23 protein-coding genes are annotated in these 26,994 nt (G+C 66.2%); 15 read left to right on the forward strand and 8 right to left on the reverse strand.

The features are described 5' to 3' along the window. Position 1: 1 nt before the first annotated feature. A complete protein-coding gene (gene carA, locus GN330_RS07270; RefSeq protein WP_156712045.1) occupies positions 2-1,204 on the reverse strand; it encodes a glutamine-hydrolyzing carbamoyl-phosphate synthase small subunit in 1,203 nt (400 codons plus the stop codon). A gap of 290 nt (positions 1,205-1,494) precedes the next feature. On the opposite strand from carA, the gene GN330_RS07275 reads away from it, so the two are divergent. After that, on the forward strand, positions 1,495-1,944 hold the full coding sequence (locus GN330_RS07275) for a GatB/YqeY domain-containing protein (protein WP_156712865.1): 450 nt from the start codon (positions 1,495-1,497) through the stop codon (positions 1,942-1,944). Positions 1,945-1,965: 21 nt separating this feature from the next. Here the strand turns inward: GN330_RS07275 and GN330_RS07280 are convergent, their stop codons facing one another. Together GN330_RS07280 and GN330_RS07285 are read right to left on the reverse strand one after the other, a co-directional pair. Next, the gene (locus GN330_RS07280) at positions 1,966-3,627 is read right to left on the reverse strand and encodes a Na/Pi cotransporter family protein (protein WP_156712046.1); all 1,662 of its coding nucleotides are present in this window, start codon (positions 3,625-3,627) and stop codon (positions 1,966-1,968) included. A gap of 203 nt (positions 3,628-3,830) precedes the next feature. Next, positions 3,831-6,215 (reverse strand): EAL domain-containing protein, encoded by a 2,385-nt coding sequence (locus tag GN330_RS07285; protein ID WP_156712047.1) that lies wholly within the window; start codon positions 6,213-6,215, stop codon positions 3,831-3,833. Between the two features lie 223 nt (positions 6,216-6,438). Between GN330_RS07285 and dnaG the strand changes: the two genes are divergently transcribed. Beyond that, a complete protein-coding gene (dnaG, locus tag GN330_RS07290) occupies positions 6,439-8,361 on the forward strand; it encodes a DNA primase (protein ID WP_156712048.1) in 1,923 nt (640 codons plus the stop codon). Between the two features lie 251 nt (positions 8,362-8,612). Continuing rightward, positions 8,613-10,637 carry an RNA polymerase sigma factor RpoD gene (rpoD, locus tag GN330_RS07295; RefSeq protein WP_156712049.1) on the forward strand — a complete coding sequence of 675 codons (2,025 nt, stop codon included), beginning with the start codon at positions 8,613-8,615 and terminating at the stop codon, positions 10,635-10,637. Between the two features lie 129 nt (positions 10,638-10,766). Here rpoD and GN330_RS07300 read toward each other — a convergent pair whose 3' ends face one another. Beyond that, positions 10,767-11,090, reverse strand: coding sequence for a TraR/DksA family transcriptional regulator (locus GN330_RS07300; RefSeq protein ID WP_156712050.1), 324 nt, complete (start codon positions 11,088-11,090; stop codon positions 10,767-10,769). 174 nt (positions 11,091-11,264) lie between these two features. Between GN330_RS07300 and GN330_RS07305 the strand changes: the two genes are divergently transcribed. The 4 genes from GN330_RS07305 to GN330_RS07320 all read left to right on the forward strand — a co-directional run bounded on the left by GN330_RS07305 (position 11,265) and on the right by GN330_RS07320 (position 15,388). Beyond that, positions 11,265-11,690, forward strand: a complete 426-nt coding sequence (locus GN330_RS07305; RefSeq protein ID WP_156712051.1) for a secondary thiamine-phosphate synthase enzyme YjbQ — start codon at positions 11,265-11,267, stop codon at positions 11,688-11,690. A 59-nt stretch (positions 11,691-11,749) separates the two neighbouring features. Beyond that, complete coding sequence (locus GN330_RS07310) at positions 11,750-12,043, forward strand: HlyU family transcriptional regulator (protein ID WP_156712052.1); 294 nt, start codon at positions 11,750-11,752, stop codon at positions 12,041-12,043. A 104-nt stretch (positions 12,044-12,147) separates the two neighbouring features. After that, positions 12,148-14,946 (forward strand): ABC transporter transmembrane domain-containing protein, encoded by a 2,799-nt coding sequence (locus tag GN330_RS07315; protein ID WP_156712053.1) that lies wholly within the window; start codon positions 12,148-12,150, stop codon positions 14,944-14,946. Then, positions 14,924-15,388: a cyclic nucleotide-binding domain-containing protein gene (locus GN330_RS07320; RefSeq protein ID WP_246188587.1), complete on the forward strand. Its 465-nt coding sequence runs from the start codon at positions 14,924-14,926 to the stop codon at positions 15,386-15,388. The genes GN330_RS07315 and GN330_RS07320 overlap by 23 nt, the downstream gene beginning before the upstream one ends. 33 nt (positions 15,389-15,421) lie before the next feature. On the opposite strand, the gene GN330_RS07325 is transcribed toward GN330_RS07320, so the two are convergent. Continuing rightward, positions 15,422-16,021: a TetR/AcrR family transcriptional regulator gene (locus GN330_RS07325; protein ID WP_156712054.1), complete on the reverse strand. Its 600-nt coding sequence runs from the start codon at positions 16,019-16,021 to the stop codon at positions 15,422-15,424. Between the two features lie 71 nt (positions 16,022-16,092). Between GN330_RS07325 and GN330_RS07330 the strand changes: the two genes are divergently transcribed. After that, positions 16,093-16,518 carry a VOC family protein gene (locus tag GN330_RS07330; protein WP_156712055.1) on the forward strand — a complete coding sequence of 142 codons (426 nt, stop codon included), beginning with the start codon at positions 16,093-16,095 and terminating at the stop codon, positions 16,516-16,518. 97 nt (positions 16,519-16,615) lie between these two features. Then, on the forward strand, positions 16,616-17,023 hold the full coding sequence (locus GN330_RS07335) for a hypothetical protein (RefSeq protein WP_156712056.1): 408 nt from the start codon (positions 16,616-16,618) through the stop codon (positions 17,021-17,023). A 12-nt stretch (positions 17,024-17,035) separates the two neighbouring features. Here GN330_RS07335 and GN330_RS07340 read toward each other — a convergent pair whose 3' ends face one another. Further along, positions 17,036-17,470 carry an FKBP-type peptidyl-prolyl cis-trans isomerase gene (locus GN330_RS07340; RefSeq protein WP_156712057.1) on the reverse strand — a complete coding sequence of 145 codons (435 nt, stop codon included), beginning with the start codon at positions 17,468-17,470 and terminating at the stop codon, positions 17,036-17,038. 217 nt (positions 17,471-17,687) lie between these two features. On the opposite strand from GN330_RS07340, the gene GN330_RS07345 reads away from it, so the two are divergent. Beyond that, complete coding sequence (locus GN330_RS07345) at positions 17,688-18,554, forward strand: SDR family oxidoreductase (protein WP_156712058.1); 867 nt, start codon at positions 17,688-17,690, stop codon at positions 18,552-18,554. Between the two features lie 127 nt (positions 18,555-18,681). Here GN330_RS07345 and GN330_RS07350 read toward each other — a convergent pair whose 3' ends face one another. Then, positions 18,682-20,808, reverse strand: coding sequence for a DUF294 nucleotidyltransferase-like domain-containing protein (locus tag GN330_RS07350; protein ID WP_156712059.1), 2,127 nt, complete (start codon positions 20,806-20,808; stop codon positions 18,682-18,684). 136 nt (positions 20,809-20,944) lie between these two features. Then, entirely contained in the window at positions 20,945-22,912 is a 1,968-nt protein-coding gene (locus GN330_RS07355) for an OmpA family protein (protein ID WP_156712060.1), read from the reverse strand. Positions 22,913-23,033: 121 nt separating this feature from the next. On the opposite strand from GN330_RS07355, the gene GN330_RS07360 reads away from it, so the two are divergent. The 5 genes from GN330_RS07360 to GN330_RS07385 all read left to right on the forward strand — a co-directional run bounded on the left by GN330_RS07360 (position 23,034) and on the right by GN330_RS07385 (position 26,986). After that, the gene (locus GN330_RS07360; protein WP_156712061.1) at positions 23,034-23,480 is read left to right on the forward strand and encodes a YcgN family cysteine cluster protein; all 447 of its coding nucleotides are present in this window, start codon (positions 23,034-23,036) and stop codon (positions 23,478-23,480) included. Between the two features lie 72 nt (positions 23,481-23,552). Further along, the gene (locus GN330_RS07365) at positions 23,553-23,966 is read left to right on the forward strand and encodes a ketosteroid isomerase-related protein (protein WP_156712062.1); all 414 of its coding nucleotides are present in this window, start codon (positions 23,553-23,555) and stop codon (positions 23,964-23,966) included. Then, positions 23,963-24,550 carry a GNAT family N-acetyltransferase gene (locus GN330_RS07370; RefSeq protein ID WP_156712063.1) on the forward strand — a complete coding sequence of 196 codons (588 nt, stop codon included), beginning with the start codon at positions 23,963-23,965 and terminating at the stop codon, positions 24,548-24,550. Before GN330_RS07365 ends, GN330_RS07370 begins: the two co-directional genes overlap by 4 nt. 282 nt (positions 24,551-24,832) lie before the next feature. Next, entirely contained in the window at positions 24,833-25,189 is a 357-nt protein-coding gene (locus GN330_RS07375) for a hypothetical protein (protein WP_156712064.1), read from the forward strand. Between the two features lie 510 nt (positions 25,190-25,699). Then, positions 25,700-26,986, forward strand: coding sequence for a cystathionine gamma-synthase family protein (locus GN330_RS07385; RefSeq protein ID WP_156712066.1), 1,287 nt, complete (start codon positions 25,700-25,702; stop codon positions 26,984-26,986). The last annotated feature ends 8 nt before the right edge of the window (positions 26,987-26,994 follow it).

Raw genomic sequence — 26,994 nt, forward strand, 5'->3', positions numbered from 1 at the left:
TTCAGCGCTCGGCGAGCGCCGGCTCGCTCTTGCGCTGGCGGATCAGGTTGATGAAGCGACGGAACAGATAGTGCGAATCCTGCGGGCCCGGCGAGGCCTCGGGATGCTGCTGGACCGAAAACACCGGCCGGCCCTTGACGGCGATGCCGCAATTGGAGCCGTCGAAGAGCGAGACGTGGGTCTCTTCCACGGTATCGGGCAGCGAGGCCGAATCGACGGCGAAGCCGTGATTCATCGATACGATCTCGACCTTGCCGGTGGTGTGGTCCTTGACCGGGTGGTTGGCGCCATGGTGGCCCTGGTGCATCTTGACCGTGCGGGCGCCGAGCGCCAGCGCCAGCATCTGGTGGCCGAGGCAGATACCGAATACCGGAATGTCGCTTTTCAGCAAATCACGGATGACGGGCACGGCATAGTCGCCGGTGGCGGCCGGATCGCCGGGGCCGTTGGACAGAAAAATGCCGTCTGGATGCATGGCCAGCACATCCTCGGCCGTGGTCGTGGCCGGCACCACGGTGACCTCGGCGCCGAGCCCGGCCAGAAGCCGCAATATGTTGCGCTTGACGCCATAGTCGATCGCCACGATATGCATCATCGGCTCGTCCTGGCGGCCGTAGCCGTCCTCGACCCGCCACGGCGTCTCGGTCCAGGTCGAACTCTGGCCGGACGTGACCTCTCTTGCCAGATCGAGCCCGACCAGGCCAGGCCATTCGGCCGCGCGCCGCTTCAGTTCGGCGCGGTCGAAGGTGCCGTCGGGCGCGTGCGCGATCACGGCGTTGGACATGCCCTTTTCGCGGATCAGCGCCGTCAGCGCGCGGGTGTCGATGCCGCACATGGCGACCATGCCGCGGCGTTTCAACCAGTCGTTCAAATGTTCGGTGGCGCGATGGTTGGACGGGTCGGTGAGATCGGATTTGAACACCGCACCGACGGCGCCGGCGCGCGCGGCCGGCGTCAGATCCTCGATGTCCTCGTCATTGGCGCCGACATTGCCGATATGCGGAAAGGTGAAGGTGACGATCTGGCTGGCATAGGACGGATCGGTGAGGATTTCCTGGTAGCCGGTCAGCGCGGTGTTGAAGCAGACCTCGCCGACCGCGGTTCCCTCGGCGCCGAGACCGACGCCTTCGATTTCCGTCCCGTCGGCCAGCACGAGCAGGGCCGTGGGCGGCGTCACGATCCAGGGCGCGGTCGAATGCGTCATCTCAATTCTCCGTCAGGTCGCTCGCCCCAGGCTTGAAAGCCGGGCGGCTAAAGGCCATATGGCGCGAAGAAACGCACGCGACCTACGGCAAGCCGTCGATCCGTGCGAACAGGTATACGTCCATGCAAGGCGCGAACAATAGGCGAAGCGCGGACGCCGGTCAATCGTTGAAGATTGATGCCAAGGCAAAAGTTTTACCTAACGAAAACAATGACTTGAGAGAAAACAAACGGTTTGCTTCGGCCAAGTCGGGGCGCTATGGTGCATGGCCGCGAATGGAGATGGATCCGATGCGCGAAAAACTCGCGTGCGCACTCAGGGACGCGCAAAAGGCCCAGGACAAACGCCGGCTGTCGACGATCCGACTGATCCAGGCGGCTGTGAAGGATCGCGATATCGCGAACCGCACGGCCGGCAAGGATCCGGTCAGCGACGAGGACATTGCCGCGATTCTCATCAAGATGGTCAAGCAGCGCGTGGAATCGGCGCGAACCTTCGAGGAGGCCGGCCGTCTTGAACTGGCCGAGCAGGAGCGCCAGGAGATTGCCGTGATTCGCGGCTTCCTGCCACGGCCGCTGGAGGAAGAGGCGGTCAAACAGGCCTGCGAGCAGGTCATCAACGAGGTTGGCGCCGGTGGCCTGCGCGACATGGGCAAGTGCATGGACGCGCTGAAGGAAAAATTCCCCGGACGGATGGATTTCGGCAAGGCGAGCGGCATCGTCAAGGGCATGCTGCGCTGACGCGAAGCTGGCCGCGCGACCTTATCCGGTTTTCAGGCGCGTATCGCTGAGCATGCCCTGTTCTTCCAGTACCGGGTAGGCGATCGAGGCGAGCAGCGAATTGATCTGCTTCAGGTCGCGCAGCGTGTCGAGATGGATGGAACTCGTCTCGAGGCTTTTCACCGTACCTTCACGCAGCCGGTCGAAATGGCTCTGGTTGGATGCCTTTTCCGTATCGCGCAGCCGGTCCTTTTCGGCAACGAGCTGGCGTGCGGTCTCGCTGTCGCGCGACACAAGCACGTTGAAGGCCAGCCTGGCATTGGCGGTGACGGCGGCATGGAAGCCGGTCAACTCACGCCAGCCCTCTTCCGTGAATTCGAGGCCGCGCTCCATCTTCTTGCGTACGTGGACGAGCATGTTGCGTACGATGATGTCGCCGACCTGCTCGAGTTTCACGCAGGCCCCGATGAGCTCCTGGCAACGCAGCGCCTCGTCCTCGGTCAATGGGCGCACGGTGGTTCTGGCCAGATAGAGTTTGATGGCGGCGTGACGTTTGTCGACCCTGTCGTCGAGGGCGGCGAGCGCGTCGATGCCGTCCTTGTCGGCATGGGCGTATAGTTCGATGATGCGCTTGAGCATGACCTCGATGGTCTCGCACACGCGCACCACCTCGCGCGTCGCGTTAGCCAGAGCCTGGGCCGGCTTGTCCAGGGCGTTCTCGTTCAGCGCGCTGAGCTCGGTGGCGGCGAGAAGATCGGCGGCGGGGGTCGAACGCGCCGACACGACCGCCGTCGTCAGGCGGACGACGAGGCCGGCGAGCGGAACGCCAAGCAAGGCCAGAAGGCCGTTGAACAGCAAATGGGCGTGGATGATCTGCTCGGCTGCCGTCGCGCCCAGCCGTTCGAGCGGCGCCCCGAAAAGGATGAACGCGATCAGGGCCAGGATCGCGCCGGTGGCGCGCACGACCAGGTTGCCGATCGGCACGGTGCGCGACAGCGGGGGCATCGCGCGCGCCAGCATCGCGGCGATGACGCCGCCGCCGAGATTGGCGCCGAGCACGAAGACCAGTCCCAGTTCAACCGGAACCAGGCCGCGGCCCGCCAGCGCCACCACGAGCAGGATGGCGGCGACGCTGGAGTGAAACAACCAGGTGGTGACGGCGGCGACGATGAAGGCGGTGGCGGGGTCGCCCGCGAGATAGTCGACGATGACCGGAAGCAGGCGGCTGTCGCGCAGCGGTTCCGATGCCTCGCCGATCATGCGCAACGACAGGATCAGCAGGCCGATCCCGATCAGAACGCGGCCGAACTGGCGCCAGTTGCGCGCCTGGGTGGCCAGAAACATCGTCGTGCCGGCGACCAGGCACAGCGGCACCAGAAGGGCGAGATCGAAGGACAAGAGCTTGACGACCAGCGCCGAGCCGATGTCGGCGCCCAGAACGGCGATCAGTCCGGCCGTCGCCGAAACGATACCGGCGCCCGCGAAAGAGCCGACCAAGAGGCTGACCGCCGTCGCGCTCTGCAGCGCCACGGCCAGCGCGGCGCCGGCCAGCACCGCCAGCAGCGGGTTGCGAAGGGTGGCGCGCAGGCGGTGGCGCAGTATGTTGCCGTAGGCACGCTCGACGCCGGTGCGCACCATGCGCGTGGCCCATAACAACAGCGCCACGGCGCCCGCCAGATGCAGGAGCACGAGCGAGCCGCTCATCGCGCCACGCCCGGCGATGCGCGGCCGACAGGTGTCGTCGAAAGGGTCGATCTCATGGTTTTCCACTCCGTTGCGGAGCGCCGGTCAGGCGGCATGTCTTTTAGCCGGATAATGTTTGGCCGGGGGCACGATACGACGCGGGGCGGCGTCGCGCAACGCCGCTGCGATACGCTGATTTTGCCGGAATTCGGGGCCGTCGACGCTCAGGCGGCGTCGGATTCGCGCGCTTGTTCGGCTTCGCTGCCTTCGTCGAGCGAGGCGATCGGCCCCGGACGGCCGAGCAGGTAACCCTGGCCGATCTGGCAGAATTCGCCGGCCAGAAATTTCAGCTCCTCCGAGGTTTCCACGCCTTCGGCCAGCACCGGCAGGCCGAGGCCGCGGCCGATGCCGAGTACCGCCTTGACGATGGTGGCGGCCTGTTCGTTGGTGTCGACCTGCTTGATAAAGGAGCCGTCGATCTTGATCTTGTCGAAGGGGAAGGCGCGCAGGTTCGACAGCGAGGAGTAGCCGGTGCCGAAATCGTCCATGGCGATATGGACGCCGAGCGCCTTGAGTTGGCGCAGCGTCGTCAGGGCGCGGGTCATATCGCGCACAAGGGCGGTTTCGGTGATCTCGATTTCGAGCCGGCTGGGCGACAGGCCGGTCTGGAGGAGAATCTCGTGTACCGTGTGCACGAAGCTGGGGCTGTGAAGCTGGATCGCCGACACGTTGACGGCGATCGTCACCGGCTTTTGCCAGGTGGCGGCTTCCTCGCAGGCCGTGCGCAACACCCATTCGCCGATTGGCACGATGATGCCGCTTTCCTCGGCGATCGGGACGAAGACCGCCGGCGAGACATTGCCGCGCTCGGCATTGGACCAGCGCAACAACGCCTCGAAACCGATCGTCTCGCCGGTGTCGAGCTTTTTTTGCGGTTGATAGACGAGGCGGAATTCGTTGCGGGCGACGGCGTGGCGCAATTCGTGCTCCATCAGGCGCCGCGCGCGCGCCTCCATGCCCATTGCCTCCTCGTAGAAGCGCCAGGTGTCGCGCCCTTCCGACTTGGCGCGGTAGAGCGCGGCGTCCGCGTTGCTCAGCAACGCCTCACGGTCCCTTGCATCGGCGGGGAACAACGCGATGCCGATACTGGTCGACATCAGCCCTTCGCTGCTGGCGTCCTCGTTTTCCTCGCGGAACGATCTCAGGATCGCCTCTGCGATACGCGACGCGTCCTCGGGGCGCTGCAGGCGCGGGGCGACGATGGCGAATTCGTCGCCGCCGAGGCGGGCCAGCATCTGCCCTTCGCCGAGCGCACCCGACACGCAGCGCGCCACCTTCTTGAGCATGACATCGCCGGCGGCGTGGCCGAACAGATCATTGACCTCCTTGAACCGGTCGAGGTCGAGGCACAACAGCGCGAGATGGCCGTCCGTGTTGCCGGCGGCGAGGATTTCCTCATCCAGGCGGGCGGAAAAGGCGCGGCGATTGGGCAGGCCCGTCAACGCGTCGTGCATGGCGAGCCTGCGAATGTCGGCCTCGGCCGCCTTGCGCTCGCGGATGTCGCGCACGGCGACCACCAGATGCGGTGTGCCGCCATAGTCGATGAAGCGCGACAACAGCTCGACGGGGATGCTGTTGCCGTCATTGATGACCAGCTCGGTCTCGAAGATTTCCTGCGAGCCGTCGAGCAGCGAGCTGCACACATCCTTATCGGGAAACAGGTCGGCGAGATGGCGGCCGGCGAGAATGTCCGGGGTCCAGTCGGTCAGCGCCATGAAGCTGGCATTGGCCGTGACGAGCCGGGTACCCCCACACACCAGAAGCCCCTCGATCGCCGCGTCGGCGAGGTTGTGCATGCGCGCGGCTTCTTTCTCGGCGTTGCGATAGTCTCGCACGTCGACCCAAAGGGCGGTGCAGACCAGGAGCAGGATGATGAAGCTTGCCGCCGCGACAGCGCCGGCCAGAAGCGGCGCAGGAATGGCGCTCGCCGGCACGGCGATCGACGCGTCGGGCAGGATCGACACCGCGCCCATGCCGGTGAAATGCATGCCGCAGATCGCAAGCGTCAGCACCAGCGCCCCGACGATGCGCGACAGGATCGTGTCCGAGCGTAGCGCAACGAACACGGACAGCGCGCCGAGGCCGACGCCGGTTACGAGCGAGGCGGCGACGAGAAGCTGGTCCCAGGCCATCACGCCCTGGACCTGGAAGGCGGCCATGCCAATATAGTGCATCACGGCGATGCCGGCGCCGATGATCGCGCCGCCGACCAGGCGGTTGTCGACGTTCGGGCGCGTGATCGCGACGGCGATGCCGCCGCCAGTGACCACAACGGCCACCAGCAGCGAGGCAAGGGTGAGGCCGAGATCGTAGCCGTTGGGAACACCGGGCTGGAAGGCCAGCATGCCGATGAAATGGGTGGCCCAGACGCCCGAGCCGATCGCCATGGCCGATACGGCCGTCCAGACATGGCGCATATGTCTGCGGGCCTTGCCGACGTGGTGGAGGAGATTGACCGCAGTCAGCGACGCGATCAGGCAGGTCAGGCCTGCGAGCACCACAAGCCGCAGATCGTGCTCGGTGATGATGCAATTGTAAACGGTCAACATGCCGTGCCCCCGCGTCGATGTCCGCGCCTGATTTAGCAGTTCCGGCTTGAAAAAAGATGAATCGCGTCGTTTGGCGCCCGGCGGCACGCGCCGTGTGGGTCCCAGGCCGTCCGGCAAGGGTCTGACAGGGCCGGCGGCGAAGCTGTGAAAACCGAGTATCGGGCCCCGATTGCGCTCGCGCGCATGACGCTGTGCGCCTATATGGGGGGCGGAGACAGGTTCCATGCGCTTTTCACCCTCCTTCCTCGACGAGATACGCGACCGCGTGTCGATTTCGGCCGTCGTCGGCCAGCGCGTGACGTGGGACCGCAAGAAGACGAACGCCTCGCGCGGCGACTATTGGGCGTGCTGCCCGTTCCATGGCGAAAACACGCCGAGCTTTCATTGCGAGGACCGCAAGGGGCGTTACCACTGCTTCGGCTGCGGGGTGTCGGGCGACCATTTCCGCTTCCTGACCGAACTCGACGGATTGTCTTTTCCAGAGGCGGTCGAACGGATCGCCGACATGGCCGGCGTGCCGATGCCGGCGCGCGACCCCGAGGCCGAGCACCGCGAGAAAAAACGCGCCAGCCTGACCGAGGTGATGGAACTGGCGGCGGCCTTCTTCCAGGAGCAGTTGCAGTCGGCCGCGGGTGCGGCCGCGCGCGCCTATCTGCGCGAGCGCGGCGTCAGCTCGGTCACGCAACAGACGTTCCGGCTCGGCTATGCGCCCGACAGCCGCAACGCGTTGAAGGGCTTTCTGGCCGGCAAGGGTGTGGCCAAGGATCAGATCGAGGCCTGCGGTCTGGTCGTGCATGGCGAGGATATCGCGGTGTCCTACGACCGGTTCCGCGACCGCATCATGTTTCCGATCGAAGATGCCCGCGAACGGGTGATTGCCTTCGGCGGGCGGGCGATGTCGCCGGCGATCGCCGCCAAATACCTCAATTCCAACGACACCGAGCTCTTCCACAAGGGCAACGTGCTCTACAATCTCGCCCGCGCCCGCAAGGGGCAGGGCCGCGACGGCACGGTGATCGCGGTCGAGGGCTATATGGACGTGATCGCGCTCGCCCAGGCCGGTTTCGCCAACGTGGTGGCGCCGTTGGGCACCGCGCTGACGGAGAGCCAGCTCGGATTGCTGTGGCGGATGTCGCCGGAGCCGATCCTGTGTTTCGACGGCGACCAGGCCGGGCTGAAGGCGGCCTGGCGGGCGGCCGACCTGACGCTGCCGGAGATCGGTCCCGGCCGCAGCCTGCGCTTTGCCCTGCTTCCGGAAGGCCAGGACCCCGACGATCTGGTCAGGGATGGCGGCGCTGAGGCGTTTTCGGCGGTGCTCGCCGATGCGCGCCCGCTCGCCGACATGGTGTGGCAGCGCGAGACTGCCGGAGGCGTGTTCGACACGCCTGAACGGCGCGCCGAGCTGGAAAAGCGTCTGCGCGACCTGGTCGGGCGGATTCGCGACGAAAGCGTGCGCCGGCACTACAGCCAGGAGATGCGCGAGCGCGTGCAGGGTTTTTTCGGCGCTTCCGAGCGTGGACGCCATCGTGGTGAAACGCCGGGAAGGCAGGGTCCGGCCGGGCGCGGCCGGCCCCAGCACGCGGCCGGCCGTCTCGCCGTTTCGCAAAGCCTGGCACGCTCGGCGGTGGTGCGCCAGTCGGCCGGCATCATGTCGATGCGCGAGACCGTGCTGGTGGTGTCGCTGATCAATCACCCGGCGCTGTTCGACGGTCATTTCGATGTCGCCGAGCGGCTGGAACTGACCCATCCGGATTTGAAGCGCCTGCACGCGGCGCTTCTGGATGCCGTCGCCCACGGCGTGGCGGCCGAGCGCGACGCCGTGGTCGGCTGGCTCGACAAGGCCGGTCTCGGCGAGGCCTGGGAGCGGGCCGAGACGCTGGTGCGCCGCGCGCGGCAATGGCCCGCACTCGCCGACGCCGCGCTCGACGATGCGCGCGACGCCTTCGAGCAGGCGCTGCACTTGCACCTTTCGGCCGGGACCCTACATAAGGAACTCAAAGTGGCCGAGGCGGCGCTCGCCTCCGACCCGACCGACGAGAATTACCGGCAACTGCTCGAAATCCAGGCCCAGTTGCGCAATGCCCAGGCGACGGAAGCGCTCATTGAAGGATTTGGTCTCTTGTCCGGCAAAACAGCCCGAAGCTGACGCTTGCGGGCTTTTTTCGCGCGAAGTGACGCCGCACGGCTTGACGTCGCCGGGAAATGACGGAATCAGGGCGGGTTGAATTCGTTAACGATGGCCCCGCCCTTCCGGCCGGGCGGCTCCGACAGGTCGTGTCAGGGTTAAGCGGGCTTTAACGCGAGACGGTTACTCGCTGACGGGATAGCGGACGGGCGCACCTCCGATCCCTCGAGCGGAAGGAGCAGGCGTCCTTCCGCGCAGTTGGAGACACAAGCATGGCGACAAAAGAAAAGGAAGAGGCCGAGACCGAGCGCGAAGGCGGTCCGGACGGCCCGCTGCTCGATCTCTCCGACGATGCGGTCAAGAAGATGATCAAGGTCGCCAAGAAGCGCGGCTACGTGACCATGGACGAGCTCAACGCCGTCCTGCCGTCGGAGGAGGTGACCTCCGAGCAGATCGAGGACACGATGGCGATGCTGTCCGACATGGGCATCAACGTGGTCGAGGACGACGAGCCGAGCGAGGACGGCGAGGGCGAGCGCGCCAATGCCGGCGGCGAGGAGGAATCGACCGAACTCACCGAACAGCAGGGCACCGCGGTCGCTCCCACGACGACCAAGAAGGAGCCGACCGACCGCACCGACGATCCGGTGCGCATGTATCTGCGCGAGATGGGCTCGGTCGAGCTTCTGTCGCGCGAGGGCGAGATCGCGATCGCCAAGCGCATCGAGGCCGGCCGCGAGACGATGATCGCCGGCTTGTGCGAGAGCCCGCTGACCTTCCAGGCGATCATCATCTGGCGCGACGAACTCAACGAAGCCAAGATCCTGCTGCGCGAGATCATCGATCTCGAAACCACCTATGCCGGCCCGGAGGCCAAGCAGGCTCCGGCGATCGAACGCAAGGACGAGGACGAGACGGCCAAGAAGGACGACCCGAAGGCCGCGCGCCGCGGCCGCGACGACGACATCACCAATGTCGGCGGCGAGGGCCAGCCGGAGGAAGAGGACGACGAGGAGGACGAGGCCAATCTGTCGCTCGCCGCGATGGAGGCCGAGCTGCGTCCGCAGGTGATGGAAATGCTCGATTTCATCGCCGATACCTACAAGAAGCTCAGGAAGCTGCAGGATCAGCAGGTCGAAAACCGCCTGGCGGCGTCCGGCTCGCTGTCGCCGAGCCAGGAGCGCTCCTACAAGAAGCTCAAGGAAGAGCTGATCAAGGCGGTCAAATCGCTGTCGCTCAACCAGAACCGCATCGAGGCGCTGGTCGAGCAGCTTTACGACATCAACAAGCGGCTGGTGCAGAACGAGGGCCGGCTTTTGCGGCTGGCCGAGAGCTACGGCGTGCGCCGCGAGGAATTCATCAAGGAATATCAGGGTTCGGAGCTCGACCCGAACTGGATGAAACGCATCGCGAACCTGTCCAGCCGCGGCTGGAAGGAGTTCACCAAGGGCGAGGGGCAGGGCATTCGCGCCCTGCGCACCGAAATCCAGAATCTCGCCCAGGAAACCGCGATCTCGATCGCCGAATTCCGCCGCATCGTCAATCAGGTGCAAAAGGGCGAGCGCGAGGCGGCGATCGCCAAGAAGGAGATGGTGGAGGCCAACCTGCGGCTCGTCATCTCGATCGCGAAAAAATACACCAATCGCGGCCTGCAGTTCCTGGACCTGATCCAGGAGGGCAATATCGGGCTGATGAAGGCGGTCGACAAGTTCGAGTACCGCCGCGGCTACAAATTCTCCACCTATGCGACCTGGTGGATCAGGCAGGCGATCACCCGGTCGATCGCCGATCAGGCACGCACCATCCGCATTCCGGTCCACATGATCGAAACGATCAACAAGATCGTGCGGACCTCGCGCCAGATGCTGCACGAGATCGGCCGCGAGCCGACGCCGGAGGAACTGGCCGAAAAGCTGGCCATGCCGCTGGAAAAGGTGCGCAAGGTGCTGAAGATCGCCAAGGAGCCGATCTCGCTCGAAACGCCGGTGGGCGACGAGGAGGATTCGCATCTCGGCGACTTCATCGAGGACAAGAACGCGGTCCTGCCGATCGATGCGGCGATTCAGGCCAATCTGCGCGAGACGACGACGCGCGTGCTGGCCTCGCTGACCCCGCGCGAGGAACGCGTCCTCAGGATGCGCTTCGGCATCGGCATGAACACCGACCACACGCTGGAAGAGGTCGGCCAGCAATTCTCGGTGACCCGCGAGCGTATCCGCCAGATCGAGGCCAAGGCGCTCAGGAAGCTGAAACATCCGTCGCGGAGCCGCAAGCTGCGCAGCTTCCTCGACAGTTGACGTCCGACCCTGCGTCGAAAAAAAGCCCGGCCAACGCAAGGCCGGGTTTTTGGTTGGGGACCGGGAAAACCGCGCAGCCGGGTTTTCAAACCCGGCCTGCGATGAGGGCTGGCAGCTGCAAAGGTTGCGTTACACCGCCTTGGCGCATTCGCGGCAGAACGGTGTGTGCGGCAGGGCGTCGAGCCTTTCCTCGGAAATCTCCGCGCCGCATTTGACGCATTCGCCATAGGTGCCGGCCTCGATGCGCTTGAGCGCGGCCTCGATGGCGCGCTGCTCGTCCTGGCCGCTGGTGCCGAGCTGTTCGAGCACCTCGTCACCCTCGCTTTCGACGGCACTGTCCTCCCAATCGGGATTGGGCGCGTCGTCGAGTTCGTCCTCGATGCGGGTGAGGCGGTCGTCGAGTTCGGCCAGCCGGTCGAGGAGCTGTTTCCTGCGCTTGTCGATGTCGGTCATTGCCGCGTCCTTCTGCGAATTTCAGACACTGTACCGACCAGATTGCGGCAACAGCTTGATTTCGGTCAAGAATGGGTCGATGGCCGCCGCCGTGCCCGACAGGCGGACCCGCTCCAAGCATATACGGCCGGCCCGGCTCTTGACAGGGCCGGCCGCCTCCGCGCACGAGAACGCATGGCGCTGACATTGATCACCATCGAGACCGCGCGTCCGGGCCTCTACGAATTCACCGACCGGGCGGCCGCGTTCGTGGTCGAAAGCGGCATGCGAGAGGGGCTTTTGACGGTATTCGTGCGTCATACGTCGTGCTCGCTCGTCATCCAGGAAAACGCCGACCCCGACGTGCGGCGCGACCTCGACGGATTTTTCCGCCGGCTGGTGCCGCCCGCGGACGATCCCGCCATGGGCTGGGTCAGGCATACCGCCGAGGGCCCCGACGACATGCCGGCCCATATCAAGGCGGCGCTCACCCAGACTTCGCTCGGCGTTCCGGTGGCCGACGGGCGCATGCTGCTTGGCACCTGGCAGGGGCTCTATCTCTTCGAGCACCGCGCGCGGGCGCATCGGCGCGAAATCGTGCTACATGTGGCCTCAGGCTGATAGCGAACCTTGCCGCGCTCCGGCGTCCCGCCGCGCGGCACCCACAAGCGGAGACGACGATGTCCTTTTTCAAACGGCTTTTCGGACTCGGCGGCGGCGGGGAGGCAGAGCCGGCCACGGCCAGGGTGGCCGCCGAAATCGAGCATGATGGCTATGTGATCAAGGCGATGCCCTTCAAGGAGGGCGGCCAGTTCCAGACCTGCGCGCTGATCGTGAAGGAGGTCGACGGCGTCGTGAAGGAGCACAGGCTGATCCGCGCCGACCGTTTCGCGGCCGAGGAGGACGCCGTGGCGGTGTCGCTGCGCAAGGCCAAGCAGATGATCGACGAGCAGGGCGAGAGGCTGTTCGGTTGAGCGGCGGCGTGGCCGGCCGGTTGAACTTCGCGGTCCGGCATATACATCTGAAGCGTTGGCGTGCGGGGGTGCCCGCGGGCAGGTGAGCGGGGATAGGGCCGGTCTTGGAACGCAATCTGCTCAAATTCATCTGGCAGAATTCACGACTCAAGCAGGTCTGGCTCCTGGTTGTCATCGTCGCCTCGATGCCGCTTTATTTCCTGACGCTGGAACTGCCCAAGCAGATCGTCAACGGGCCGATCCAGGGCGAGGGATTTTCGGCCGCTGGCGCCGAGCAGCCGTTCCTTCGCCTGCCGTTGCCGTTCGCCGAACAGGTTTTCGGCCGCGAGATCGTGCTGTTCGAGGGCTTTTCCTTCGACCGGCTGACGATGCTTTTCGCGCTCGGCCTGCTTTTTCTGGCCGCTGTCGTGGCCAACGGCGCCTTCAAACTCTACGTCAACACCTACAAGGGCAAGCTCGGTGAAACGCTGCTCAGGCAGTTGCGCTATACGCTGCTCGACCGTGTGCTGCGCTACCGGGTGGTGCGGTTTCGCAATCTCAAGGGAGCGGAGGCGGCCTCCGTCATCAAGGACGAGGTCGAGCCGCTGGGCGAATTCGTCGGCGACGCCTTCTCGCTGCCGTTGTTTCTGGGCGGGCAGGCGATCACCGGCCTGTTGTTCCTGTTCCTGCAGAATTTCTATTTCGGCGCGCTGACCATCGCGATCGTCGGCTTCCAGGTCTGGATCATTCCGCGCCTGCGCCGCAGGCTGATCCAGCTCGGCCGGCAAAGACAGCTGCAGGCGCGGCGGCTGTCGGGCCAGGTGGCCGAGACGGTGGAGATGGCGCCCGACATTCATGTCAACGACATCTCCAACTACACCAGGGCACGCCATTACGGGCTTCTGACCACGATCCTCGATATCCGCTTCGAACTCTATCAGCGCAAATTCGCGGTCAAATACATCAACAATCTGCTGATGCAGTTCCTGTCGTTCCTGTTCTACGTGCTCGGCGGTTATTTCGTCATCACCGGGCGGCTCGACATCGGCCAGCTCGTGGCGGTGATCGCCGCCTACAAGGATCTTCCCGGGCCGATCAAGGGGCTGATCGATTACGATCAGATCCGGTTGATCAACGAGGCCCGTTATGAGCAGACCATCGACAGTTTTCGCGATGACGGGCTGTTGCCGGCCGAGATCCAGCAAATGCCGGGGGAGGCGGTGCCGCGCCTGCGGGACGGGTTCCGCGCCGAGCGCGCCAAGCTGGAAGACGAAACCGGCCGCGTGGTGCTGGAAAACCTCCATGCCGGCATTGCGCCGGGCGAGCGCGTGGCGATCGCGACCGGCGGTAACGATGCCGCGCGGATCGCGGCCGGCGCCTTCTGCGCGGCACTGGCGCGGCTGACCTCGCCGGTCTCCGGCACGATCACGCTTGACGGCAAGCCGCTCGACGATTTGCCGGAAAGCCTGACCGGACGGCGCGTGGCCTATGTCGATGCCGGCACGTTTTTCCCCTCCGGCACGATCCGCGACAATCTGACCATGGTTTTGAAGAACCAGCCGGCGGGTTTCGAGAAGAAGATGACGCCGCCGACCCCGCCCAAGGGCAGCGGCGGTCTCCTGCACGATGCGCCGCCGGCCGAGACACTGGACTGGATCGACCTGAAAGCGCTGGGGCTTGCCGACCGGCGCGCCTTCGACCGGCACGTGGCGGCGGTGCTCGACCTGGCCGGCCTGTCTCGCCAGATCCAGGATCTGGGCCTGCGCGGCACGGTCGACCCCGAACACAATCCTGCCTTTTGCGACAAGATCGTCGAAGTACGGCGCGAGTTCCGCGACAACGCCGCCGGTTTCGGCGTCGCCGGCATCGTCGAGCCGTTCGATCCGGAGCGCTACAACGCCCAGGCCGCGATCGGAGAGAATCTGTTGTTCGGCACGGCGCGCGCGCCCGGTTGGGAGCTGGACGCGCTGGCCACCAATCCGGTGCTTTTGGCGATCCTCGACCGGCACGGGCTGCGCGAGCGCTTCCTGGAGATGGGCCGGCGCATCGCCGAGGCGCGCATCGAGCTGTTCGGCGACCTGGGCCCCGACAGCAAGATCTTCGAGACGGTCGCCGATGTCAGCTACGAGGAAGTGGCGCGGCTGAAGGAGATGATGGCCAGGCTGCGCATGGGCCGTCAGGCCAAAGAGCAGCCGGCGCCACGACGCTCGAAGGTGGGAGCCAAGGCGCTATCGGACCGCGAGGAACTGTTGCGCATTACCTTCAACTATTGCGAGGCGCGCAGCCGGTTCGGCGTGCTCGACGCCGAAACCGAAAGCGACATTCTGGCCGCGCGGGCCAATGTGCGCGAGGCCGTGTCGGAGTTGGAGGGCGCACCGGTGTTCTTCCACGATCCGGACCTCTACAATCCGACGGCTACCGTGCTTGACAACATCCTGCTCGGACGTGTCAGCTCCAGCGTGGTCGACGGTCGCGAGAAGGTGCTGGCGGCGGTGCAGGAACTGATCGCGCGGACCGGGCTTTCGGACGGCCTGCTCGATGCCGGGCTCGATTTCGAGATGGGCAATGGCGGGCGACGATTGTCTGAAACGCAGCGACAGAAGTTGCACCTGGCGCGGGCGCTGATCAAAAAACCTGATATCATAGTGTTCAACGAGGTGCTTGGCGCGCTTGACGCGGCCAGCCGGCAGGCAACCATGCGGCAGCTTCTCGATCTCCCGCTTCTGGAGGACGAAAACTGGAAGCCGGGCATGCTGGCGGTTCTTCTCGACGACGAGCTTGCCGGCCGGTTCGACCGCGTTCTGGTCTATCGCAACGGCACGCTGGTGGAAGAAGAACCGGACGAGATCGCGAAGCGCACGGGCGATGACGCCGGCGAGGCGGCAGACAAGGAAGAGGCGGATGACGATGCGCACGCTGAATGACGAGGTCGAGGTCTTGCGGCGGATCCCGCTGTTCGCCTCGATCGAACCGTCGAAGCTGAAGCTGATCGCCTATGCCGCCGACAGGGTGGAACTGGACGATGGCGAATTCCTGTTCCGGCAGGGGGACGCCGGCGACAGCGCGTTCATCCTGGTCAGCGGAGTGGCCGACATCGTGTCGGAGACCGAGGGCGCGCAGGTGGTCGTGGCGCAGTTGCGCAACCACGCGCTGGTGGGCGAGATGTCGGTGTTTTGCGACGTGCCGCGTTCGGCCACGGTGCGCGCCAACGGCAAGCTGATCGCGCTCAAGATCGGCAAGGACTATTTTCTCGAACTGATCAAGGAGTTCCCGGAACTCGCCGGCCGCATCATCCGCGAGCTCGCCTTCCGGCTGGCCAAGACCACCGCCGATCTTGCGGCAAGCGAGCGCGCCGTGCGCAAATAGGCCGGGCGCCTCAACCGCGCGAGGAGGCTTTTGTCATCCGGGCGCGGCCAGGCCGTCGACGAAGGCGGCAAGCACGTCCATGAAGATATCGGGATCGGCGCCGGCCTCGACGGCGAGCGCGGCGCGGTCATAGGCCGACGACAGCAACAGCGTGACCGCGTCGAGCGGCATGCGGCGGATTGTACGCGCGGCCATCGCCGCGGCCAGGCCCTCGCGCAGGGAGCGCATGCCGCCGATCGCGGCGTCGATCGCGTCCATGTCCCCACGCCCGAGCACGGCCGGGCCGTCGAGGAGCAAGAGGCGGGTGCGTCCGGGCTCGCGCATGGCGTCCAAAAAAGCCCGGCCGCCGGCGACCAGGGCCTCGCGCACGGGCATGTCGCGCGGGGCGGCGGCCTCGATCTCGGCCGCGACCCGGCGTGATTCACTTTCCACCACGGCGCGAAACAGGGCCTGCTTGTCGGCGAAGTGATGGTAAAGCGCGCCGCGCGTGACGCCGGCGGCGGCGACGATTTCCGGCGTGCCGGTCTCCGCATACCCCTTGTCGACGAACAGCCGGCGCGCGGCCGCGACCAGTTGGGCGCGCGTGGCCTCGGAGCGTTCGCGGTTGGAGCGGCGTTTCGATTCATCTTGCATGCATGCAGCCTGTATGTTAATTCAGAAATACATGCAGAATGTATGTGGATTGTCACCGAAAGGAAACCCCGATGAAAACCACCTCCTATTATCCCGTGCTGATGACCGACGACGTGGCCGGCACCGCGGCCTTTTATGTCGAGCATTTCCGGTTCCAGGCGCTGTTCGACAGCGACTGGTACGTGCATCTCCAGTCCACCGAGGACAAACGTGTCAATCTCGGCATCGTCCAGGGCGACCACGAGACCGTGCCGCCCGAGGGGCGCGGCAAGACCTCGAACCTGCTGCTCAATTTCGAGGTTGCCGATCCGGACGCCGTCTACGAGCGGGCACAGGCAGCGGGCCTGACAATCCTGCGCAGCCTGCGCGACGAGCCGTTCGGGCAGCGCCATTTCATCACCGTCGACCCCAACGGGGTGATGATCGACGTCATCAAGCCGATTGCGCCGAGCGCGGAGTTCGCCGTGCAATATCTGGGTGAGGGCGAGGCCGGTTGAGCGGTCTCGCCGCCGGCGCGCGCCTGGTTGACGTCGGATCGGAGGGGCCCCACCTATGCGGGGCCGGACGATGGCGCCGGCTCTGTGGAGGACAAAAATGGCGCGGCGCGGATCATCGATCGGCTTTTTGGGACGGTTCGGCCGTTCGGGTGATCTGCGCCAGCTCGATGCTGCCTTGCGCACGGTCGACCTGCATCCGGCGCTGGTGCCGGAAGGCGTGAAACTGACCATCGTCAATCTGCTAAAGGATCATTTTGATGTCGACGAGCCGCCCGCCCACGCTTACGCGCCGGCTGCCTGCCTGGTTGCCTATTGCGCGCTCGGGGCCGGGGCTTTCGCGGCGGCCAATGGCGAGCCGCCGGCGATTGCGGTCGAACGGCGGATCGAGGCCGCGACCGCGGCCGGCGCCGGCCACGACACCGACCTGATCCTGCTTTGCCTGCATGCCGGTCTGATCCAGCCGGCTGTGGTCGACCGGTTCGATCTGTCGGCCGAGGAGGGCTGAGACGGCGCGTCGTCAGGCGCCGACGATTTCCACCACTTCCACGTCGAAGACCAGATCCTGGCCGGCAAGCGGATGGTTGGCGTCGACGGTCACCGTGTCGTCGGTCAGTTCGACGACGGTGAGCCCGACCGGCTGGCCGTCCGGGGTGCTCGCCTGCAGCCGTGTGCCGACCGAAAGCTCGATCGTGTCGGGGATCTGGGTGCGCGGCAATGCCTGAACCTGGTTCTGGTCGCGCGGGCCGTAGGCTTCTTCGGCCGGAATGGTGACGGTGGATTTGTCGCCGACGCTCATGCCGGTGACGTGATTGTCGAGGCCCGGAATGATCTGGCCCGAACCGACCTCGAATTCAAGCGGCTCGCGGCCGTCCGAAGAATCGAATTCCGTGCCGTCGGTGAGCTTGCCGGTATAGTGAATGCGAACGACATCGCCGCTCTTGACTTCGGCCATTGATTTATCTCGATCTTGCTTGAGGAGATTTGCGGCGGCGAACCGATGTTTGCGGTCGCGCGGCCAGACGGGAGGCCGGCGTCGCGCGCCTAGCCTCAATGGGCGTTACAGAACTTAGCGGCCCGGGCGCGAATGTAAACCGCGCGCTGCGCGCGCCGGCGATTTTACCGCGTGCGAACATCGGTTACAGTCCGGCCGCAATCATCAGGAGGTCTCCATGTCGCTCAAGGGAAAAACCATCTTCGTCTCGGGCGGGTCACGCGGCATCGGGCTGGCGATCGCGCTCAAGGCGGCGCGCGACGGCGCCAATGTGACGATCGCGGCCAAGACCGCCGAGCCGCATCCCAAGCTGGAGGGCACCATCCATACCGCCGCCCAGCAGATCGAGGCGGCCGGCGGCAAGGCGCTGCCTGTCCTGTGCGACATTCGCAACGAGGAGCAAGTGGCGGAAGCCGTCGAGGCGACGGCGCGCGCCTGCGGCGGCATCGACATCTGCATCAACAATGCCAGCGCGATCCAGCTCACCGGCACGCTCGAGACCGATATGAAGCGCTTCGACCTGATGCACCAGATCAACACGCGCGGCACCTATCTGGTCTCCAAACTATGCATTCCGCATCTGAAGAAGGCGGCAAACCCGCATATCCTTACTTTGTCGCCGCCGCTCGACATGCAGGCGAAATGGTTCAAGAACCACGTCGCCTACACGATGGCGAAATACGGCATGTCGATGTGCACGCTCGGCATGAGCGCGGAATTTGCCAAAGCCGGCATCGCGGTCAATTCGCTGTGGCCGCTGACCGCGATCGACACGGCCGCCGTGCGCAATCTGCTCGGCGGTGAGGCGGTCGCCTCGATCAGCCGTACGCCCGAGATCATGGCGGACGCCGCCTACGCCATCCTGAACCGGCCGGCGCGCGAGTGCACCGGCAATTTCTTCATCGACGAAATGGTGCTGCGCGAGGAGGGCGTGACCGATTTTTCCCAATACGCGCCCGGTGCGAAAGGCCCGCTGGCGGCCGACTTTTTCGTACCCGAAGCGGTGTTTGGAAAAACCGACACCAAGGTCACAGGGACGTTTTGAGGCGGCGACGGTTCGGGCGAACATGCGTTGCGGGCGCTGAACCGGCCCGCAATCGCCGTTTATGACAAACAGGCTGAATGACCGCGGTCCGCTGCTGTCCGCCACCGCGCCGGCGCCGACACAACTCTCATCCAAACATTAGCGCCCGCGCGATATCGGGCGCGAGCCGGGCCCGTTTCAGCGCCGTCTTCAGCGCCGCGCGCTCGTCGCGGGTCAGCGCGGCGATCTCGACCCGGTTCGAGACCGGCACGCCGGCCAGAAGATCGCGCGCCTGCTGCGCGAGCATCAGCCGCACGACAAGCCCGTGGGCGTCGATCAGGCCGCGCAGATCGGTCTCGCCGCCGATCTTTTTCGCAATCAACGCCTCCAACCGCTCACGTGTGCCGCGCAGGCGCAGATCGTGGCGGATCGCCAGCGTGCGGGCCAGCGAGACGATCGGAAACAGCCCGTGCATCTTCAAGTCGATACGGCCTGCCACGGTGGCAAAACCGCCGAGCAGGGTGAACGGGTCTGGACCGCCGAGCAGGCGTTCGCCGAGAAGCTTGGCGAAGCCGATATTTGCGCTCGCCAGTTGAAAGGCGTGGTCGAACAACGCGGTTGCCAACCGCGCCGCGCCATGCACCGGCACCATGTCGAAAAAAATATCGACATAAAGCAGGTCCTGCGGCCGCGAGCGCGCCACCCATTCGGCGACACGCTCGCGCCAGGCTGCCACGGAGCCGCGCCAGGGCGGGTTTTTGGCCATCACGCCGCCGGTGCACAGCGGCACGCCGGCGGCATCGAGCAGCGGCGCGATCTTCTCACCGAGGGCCGAAAACCAAGCGTCCTCGAGCCCGTCGGGCGCACCATGCGCGAAGACGATCGCATTGTCCTGGTCGGGGGCGAGCAGGCTTTCGCCGCGCCCGGCCGAGCCGAGCACGATCAGCGCGTAGGGGCAGGGCGGGGCACCCCGGCCCTCGGCCAGCATCGCCGCCTCGGCGATCTGGGCCGCGCGGCGGGTAAGCGCGCGCAGTTCCTCGCTGACGATCGCCGCGATCAGCCGGGCGTCGATCTCCTCGCCGATCAAGGCCTGGGCAATGGCGGGCAGACCCGACCAGGCGGCCGCCATCGCCGCCGCACCCCCGGCGGCCTCGATCTCGTCGTCGAGCCCGATCGCCGCGCCGGCCCGCAGGCGCAGCAGGTCGCGCGCCGAGACGATGCCGGCAAGCCGCCCGTCCTCGTCGCGGACCGCCAGATGACGGATTTTTAGCCGGTCCATGCGCCCGATGGCGCGATAGGCGAAGGCGCTGGCGCGGACGCTGTGCAGCGGCCGGCTGGCGATCGCGCCGACCGGCATGGCGAAGGCAGCCGCGCCGCCGCTGGCGATTTTGCGCATCACGTCGCGCTCGGTGACGATGGCGTAGTCGTCAAGCGGGGCGCCGCCTACGCCTTCATCCGAGATGAACAGCGCGCCGATGCCGTTTTCCACCATCACCGCGATCGCTGTCTCAAGCGCCTGATCCGCGCGCATGACGATCGGCGGCGCGCTCATCAGGGCCGAGACCCGGTGGCGGTAGGCGAACGGATCGACCGCGCCGAGCGCGCCGGGTCCGGCAAACCGTTCCGGCCGCGACACCGGCTCGGCCCAGCCTGCGCGTTGGTGGCGCTCCAACTGGCCGGTGAGCGCCAGGCAGGCGCGTTCGGCCTCGGCCAGCGTCCTGACGCCGCGTTCGGCAAGCAGCGGTACGAGGCGGATGAAGATCGCGCCGGCCGCGCGCGCGTCGCCAAGGGCTGAATGACGCTCGGCGATCGGCACCTCGAGCCAGCCGGCGAGCATGTCGAGCGATTGGTCGGGAAGCTGCGGCGCGACGAGCGTGGCCAGAAGCCGGACGCACAGCGTGCGCGGCCTTGTCCATGCGAGCCCGGTCCGGCCGGCCTCGGCCTCGATCACGGCGAGGTCGAAGCCGACCGCATAACCGATCACCACGCGACCGGCGGCGAAATCGTCGAAAGCCCGCAGCGCGGCGTCGGCGGGCGGCGCGCCGGCGACCATAATGTCGGTGATGCGGTGGATGGCGGTGGTTGCGGCCGGGATCGGTATTTTCGGGTCGACCAGGGTTTCGAAAGTCTCGCTGGCGGTGACGCGTCCGGCCGCGAGCGCGACGGCGCCGATCTGCACGATGCGGGCGCTGGCTGCATCCAGGCCTGTCGTTTCCGTATCGAGCGCGACCGCGTCGAGTGCGGCGAGCGGTGTCGCGCCGTTGGCCTTGCGCATGAAACCCTCCACGCGCTTCCTATCATGCGAGCGGCCGTGCCGTCATTGATCCGGATCAGGCGGGCGCGCGCGGGCCGGGCAAATGAAAAACCCGGCCGGAAATCCGGCCGGGCTTCTTTACGTCTTCGAGTGGCCGTCAGTTCGCCTGCGCGACCGGCGTCACCAGCGGCGTGATGCGGCGGATGGCGACGCGGCGGTTTTCGCGTTCGCGCTCCTCGGTGCTTATCTTCAGATAGCGCTCGCCATAACCCTGGGTGACGAGATTTTCCGGCGGAATGCCGAACACCCTGGTGAGGGCGCTGGCGACGGATTCGGCGCGTTCGTCCGACAGCGCCAGATTGGCGAGGTCGGAGCCGACCGCATCGGTATGGCCCTCGATCAGGAAGGTTTCACCGGGGTTCTCCTCCAAAAGCCGCTCGATGGCCGTCGCGACACCTTCAAGTCTGGCGATTTCGCTTTCCGGGATTGAGGCGGAGCCGAATTCGAAGGTGATCGTATCCAGGTCGACGCGGCGCACCGTGTCGCGGATGCGGGCCGAGCGCTTGACCTCGTCGATCGAATAGAGCCGGCGGACCTTTTCGACCGGGGGCTTGTCGAGGAATTCGTAATAGATATCCGGTCCCTCGGCCCGGCGCGCGTCGAGAATATAATCGCGGGCCGGGATCGTCAGCCGCAGCGGCGGCAGGTCGGCGCCGGGGTCGCGCCAGTCGCGCACGCGCTCGTAGTTGCGTTCGTCGACATAGGCCAGCACGATCTCGCGCCCGTCCGGCGTGATGCGCGAGCGCCGCACCACATCGCCATAGCGATTGCGGATGGTGACGATCTGCGAGCCGTTCGGCCGCACGATCGTTTCGCGTTCGCGGCCGCGCGGCAGGGTTTCGTAATAGACCTCGCGGGCGTCGCGGCGCAGCCGCGGGCGGTCCGAGCTTTCAACGAAGGTCTGGTTGTTGAACTGGATCACGAAACGGTCGCCGAATTCCTTCACCACCTCGGCGCCCTCGGGGCGCTCGGGACGACCGCGACGCTCCTTGGCGCGTTCGACACGCTCGCCTTTTTCGGTGATGGCGGATTCAAGCTTTTCGGGACGCGCCTCGGCATCCTGGGCGGCGGCGTCTGTCTCGGGCGGAGGCGCCGCCTCGCCGGCCTCCTCGGCGGGCTGTTCGATCGCCTGTTCGTCCACCTTTTCGCCGGCCGGCTGTTCACCGGTGTCGGCTTTCGGCGCGTCCTTGGCGCTGTCGAGAACCGGGGCGGCGTTTTCCGGCGGGGTTTCGGTGTCCTCGCCGATCGCCTGTTCGGGCGCGTCGCCATCGGCCGCCGGCTGGTCGGCCTGTGCATCCGGCTTCGGCTCGGGAGCGGGCGCGGTTTCAGGCTTCGGCTCCCCGGTCGCGGCCTCGGGCGCGGGTTCCTGCGTGGCCGTGTCGGGAGCCTGTTCGGCCGCCTCCGCGTCCGGTTTCGGCTCGGGAACCGGGGCTGTCTCCTCGGTCGCGGCCTCGGCGTCCGGCTGCATCGCCTCGGCCTCGGGTTTCGGTTCGGGCTCCGGGGCTGCCTCAGGCGTCGGCTGTTCCGCTCCGGCCTCCGGCTTGGGTTCGGGCTCGGGCGCCGTTTCCGGTGTCGGCTGTTCGGCGGTCTCGGGTTCCTGCGTCTCAGGCTCCGGCGCGGGCGCCGCGGCGGCGGGTTTTTCGGGCTCGGCCTGCGGTTCGGCTGGCTCTGCCGCCTTTGGCTCGGACTCAGCCTTCGGCGCGGGTTGTGGCGCGGGTTGTTCGGCGGCTTCGGGTTCCGGTGCAGGCTCGGCCGCGGGCTCTGCCGCCTTGGGCTCGGGCTCGGGCTTGGGTTCAGGCTTCGGAGTCGGTTCCGCGGCCTTTTCGGGCGGCGTCTCCTCGGCGGCCGGCTTGCTCATCGCCTCGGCTTCGGCGTCGTTTTTCGGCTTGGGGGCTTCCTCGGTTTCCTTTTCGGTCGCGGAATTGTCCTGCGCGAGCCGCAACAGGGTTTTGGCGGCCTGATCGGGCTGGGCTGCGGCCGCGGCCGGGCCGGCGGCATAGGCCGGCGCGGCGCCGAGCAGCAGACCGAGCGCGGTTCCGGCGAGAATACGTGCGTGAAGCTTCATGGGAATCGGATCCTCTCGTGACGTCCCTTCACAGGCTAGAACCCCCGGCGGTGAGTATGGTTCCGCCTCAAGCCCGCGCGGGACGCTTGACGGCGCTGGCGCAAACGGCGAAACCGGCGCGATGACGAGGCCGTTCTGGACAGAAAAGACCCTGGAGGAGATGAGCGCCGCGGAGTGGGAATCGCTCTGCGACGGCTGCGGCAAATGCTGTCTGGCCAAGCTCGAGGACGAAGACACGGGCGATATCCACTGGACCAGCGTGGCGTGCCGGCTGTTCGACGCCGGGCGCTGTCGCTGCCACGACTATGACAATCGCCTCGAGCGCGTACCCGATTGCGTGCGGCTGACGCCTGACAATGTGCGCACCCTGTCCTGGCTGCCGGCGACCTGCGCCTACCGGCTGGTCGCGGAGGGCCGCGACCTTTACGATTGGCATCCGCTGGTGTCGGGCCGGGCCGACAGCGTGCACGAGGCGGGCGTTTCGATGCGCGGTCGCGTGAGCGCGTCGGAAGACGAGTTGGCCGAGATCGAAGCCTATTTCGACCACATGCTGGAACACGAGCCGTGACGGCGGGGCGGTCCGCGCGGCGGCGGCACGCCAAGCCGGCAGGGAACAACGCAAACCGAAACGGGAAAGAAAATGAGCGAACACGAGACCCGGGCGCTGGTCGGGCGCTATTTCGAGGCTTTCAACGCGGCCGACAGCGAGGCGATGCTGGCGCTGCTTGCCGAGGATGTCGCACACGACATCAATCAGGGCGGGCGCGAGATCGGCCTGGAAAAGTTCCGCTGGTTCCTGGGCATGATGGCACGTCATTATCGCGAGCAACTGTCGGACATTGCCATCATGGTCGCCGAGGGCGGCGGCCGGGCAGCGGCCGAATTCACCGTGCGCGGCACCTATCTGGCAACGGCCGAGGGCCTGCCGGAAGCCAAGGGCCAGAACTATACGCTGCCGGCCGGGATTTTTTTCGACGTCGATGACGGCCGTATCTCGCGCGTGACCACCTATTACAATCTCCAGGACTGGATCGAGCAGGTCTCGGCTGGATGAGTCTCGTCGTGCGCCGGCTGGATGTCGCGGAGGCGCGGGCGCGGTTCGACGACCTCGCCCGGCTGCGCATTACCGTGTTTCGCGACTATCCCTATCTCTACGAGGGCGATGCCGCCTATGAGCGGCGCTACTTGGCGACCTATTTTTCGGCCGACAAGGCGGTGGTGTTCGGCGCGTTCGACGGCGACATGCTGGTGGGCGCGGCGACCGCCGCCCCGCTCGCCCAGCATTTCGAGGAGTTCGCGGAACCCTTCGCCGCGCGCGGGCTCGACGTCGGCGCGTTTTTCTATTTCGGCGAATCCGTGCTCCTGAAACCCTATCGCGGGCAGGGGGCAGGCGTGCGTTTCTTTGCCGAACGCGAGGCTACGGCGCGCGCGTTCGGTTTCGAGGCCTGCGTGTTTTCCGCCGTCATGCGGCCCCCCGACCACCCGCGCCGCCCGCCCGACTACCAGCCGCTCGACGGCTTCTGGCGCAAACGCGGCTACCGGCCGATCGATGACCTTGTCACCGAATTCTCCTGGCGCGAGACCGGCGAGACCGAGGAAACCCCGAAGCCGATGGCGTACTGGATGCGCCGGCTTTAGCGCAATTTCTCCATCAGGAGCCCGCCTCTTTGCAGGGCGGCGGCCGCGTCACCCGCATGGCGTGCGCAAGCACCGTCATGGCGAACGGTCTGCCTACCGGCTCGCCAGCGCTGTCGGGGCGTCCGCACGCGGCGATGTGCGATCAAAGCCGTCCTGCCGCTCGGCGCCGCACCATGAACGCGGCATGAACAGGCGGTTCGCGTCCGGTTCAGGCGGGCTCGGGCATTGTCGGGCCATCGCTTCGGCGAGGAGACATCCAAAACCGGCCACAGGAGACACCTCATGTTCAATTTCATCAAAACAGCCGCGCTTGCTTCCCTGATCGGCTTCGGCGCCATCGGCGCGTCATCCACCAGCGCGCTGGCCGACGGTATTTCGATCGGCATTGGCGGCGCCGGCGGCCATGTGTCGATGCGCTTCGGCGATGGCGGTCGCCATTGGCGCGGCGGACGCGATTTCCGCAGGCCAGCCTGCACCACCCAGCGCGCCGTCCGCAAGGCGCGTCGCATGGGCGTGCGCCGGGCGCATGTCGTGCGCGCCAACCATCGCGTCATCAAAATTCGCGGCCGCAAGTTCGGTCACCGCGTCAATGTCGTTTTCGCCCGGGCGCCGCGTTGCCCGATCGTCGCGATGCGCTGATCGCGCTGATGTTTGGGCGTGAAACGAAGAGGCCCGCGAATCAGGTTCGCGGGCCTTCAGATCGCTGACAAACCCCGTCATTGTGGCGGGGTTTTCGGTTTGCTGCGTCATGTTGAATAGCCTCGCGCCCGAACAGTCCGTGTCCGGGACGGTGATGTTCGACGGTCTGGTTCCAAAGGACCGCAGACTTCCCGTGGATGCCGCGAGGACCGGGTTCGATCATTGTCCTACCATCGAGAAACGCCTCGCGAAGCAGGCGCATATCGTCCCGAAACGCATCCCGCCGGCAATCGGCCCGCCGAATGAGTTTCGAAAGAAAGTGGAACCTCATATTCGCGGCCTTCAAGCACCTGCCGGTTGCTTCAACGCCTCCTGAAAAGGGGTACGGGCCCTTTTCGTGGTCATTGTCTCCAACACCATGCGCAGCGAAGCTTGCGATTTGCACGCATGGGGCGCAACCGGCCGGCCGAGATGATAGGCTGCGGGTCGAGTCCATCTGGAGTGAGCCTCATGACCGCGCCGCGCCCCTACAAGACCCATATCGGCAATCACCGCCTTCATCCCGAAACGCTGATGCTGACCTACGGCTTCGACCCGGAACTGTCGGAAGGCGCGGTCAAGCCGCCCGTGTTTTTGACCTCGACCTTCGTCTTCAAGAGCGCGGAGGAGGGGCGCGACTTCTTCGACTACGTCGCGGGCCGCAAGGAGCCGCCCGAAGGCTCGGCCGCCGGACTGGTCTATTCGCGCTTCAACCATCCCAACAGCGAGATCGTCGAGGACCGGCTGGCGGTCTATGAAGGGGCGGAAGCCTGTATCCTGTTTTCGTCCGGCATGTCGGCGATCGCCACCACGCTTCTGGCGATCGCGCGGCCGGGCGACGTGATCCTGCATTCGCAGCCGCTTTATGGCGGCACCGAGACGTTGTTGGCGCGCACGCTGGCCGATTTCGGCATCCAGTCGGCCGGGTTTTCCGACGGGGTGGACGAAAAGGCGGTGCGCGCGGCGGCCGATGCCGCGCTGGCGAAAGGCCGGGTTTCGGCGATCTTCATCGAGACGCCGTCCAATCCGCTCAACACGCTGATCGACATGGGACTGATTGCGCGGATCGCCGACGAGATCGCGGCGCGGCAGAACGGTCTTCGGCCGGTGATTGCCTGCGACAACACGCTGCTCGGCCCGGTGTTCCAGCGTCCGCTCGACCACGGCATCGACATCTCGGTCTATTCGCTGACCAAATATGTCGGCGGGCATTCGGACCTGATCGCCGGCGCCGTGCTCGGCTCCAAGGCGGTGATGAAACCGATCAAGGCGCTGCGCGGGGCGATCGGCACCCAGCTCGACCCGCATTCGTGCTGGATGCTGGGCCGCTCGCTGGAGACGCTGACGATCCGCATGGAAAAGGCCAACGACAATGCGCGTGTCGTGGCCGAATTCCTGCGCGACCACGCCAAGGTCGAGAAGGTGCATTATCCGCCGTTCTTCGGTGCCGACACGCCGGCCGGGCGCTGCTTCGCGGCCCAGTGCACGGGCGCGGGGTCGACATTCTCGTTCGACATTCGCGGCGGCGAGGCGGCGGCCTTCGCCTTTCTGAACGCGCTGCAGATCTTCAAGCTGGCGGTCAGCCTGGGCGGGACGGAATCGCTGGCGAGCCATCCGGCCGCGATGACCCATTCGGGCGTGCCTCTGGAGATCCGCAACCGGATCGGCGTGCTCGACACCACCATCCGCCTGTCGATCGGCGTGGAGAACGCCGACGATCTGGTCGCCGATCTGGCGCAGGCGCTGGCGGTGGTGTGAGGCCGGGG

The sequence above is a fragment of the Nitratireductor arenosus genome (assembly GCF_009742725.1).
In the GTDB taxonomy this organism is placed as follows: Bacteria; Pseudomonadota; Alphaproteobacteria; order Rhizobiales; family Rhizobiaceae; genus Mangrovimarina; species Mangrovimarina arenosa.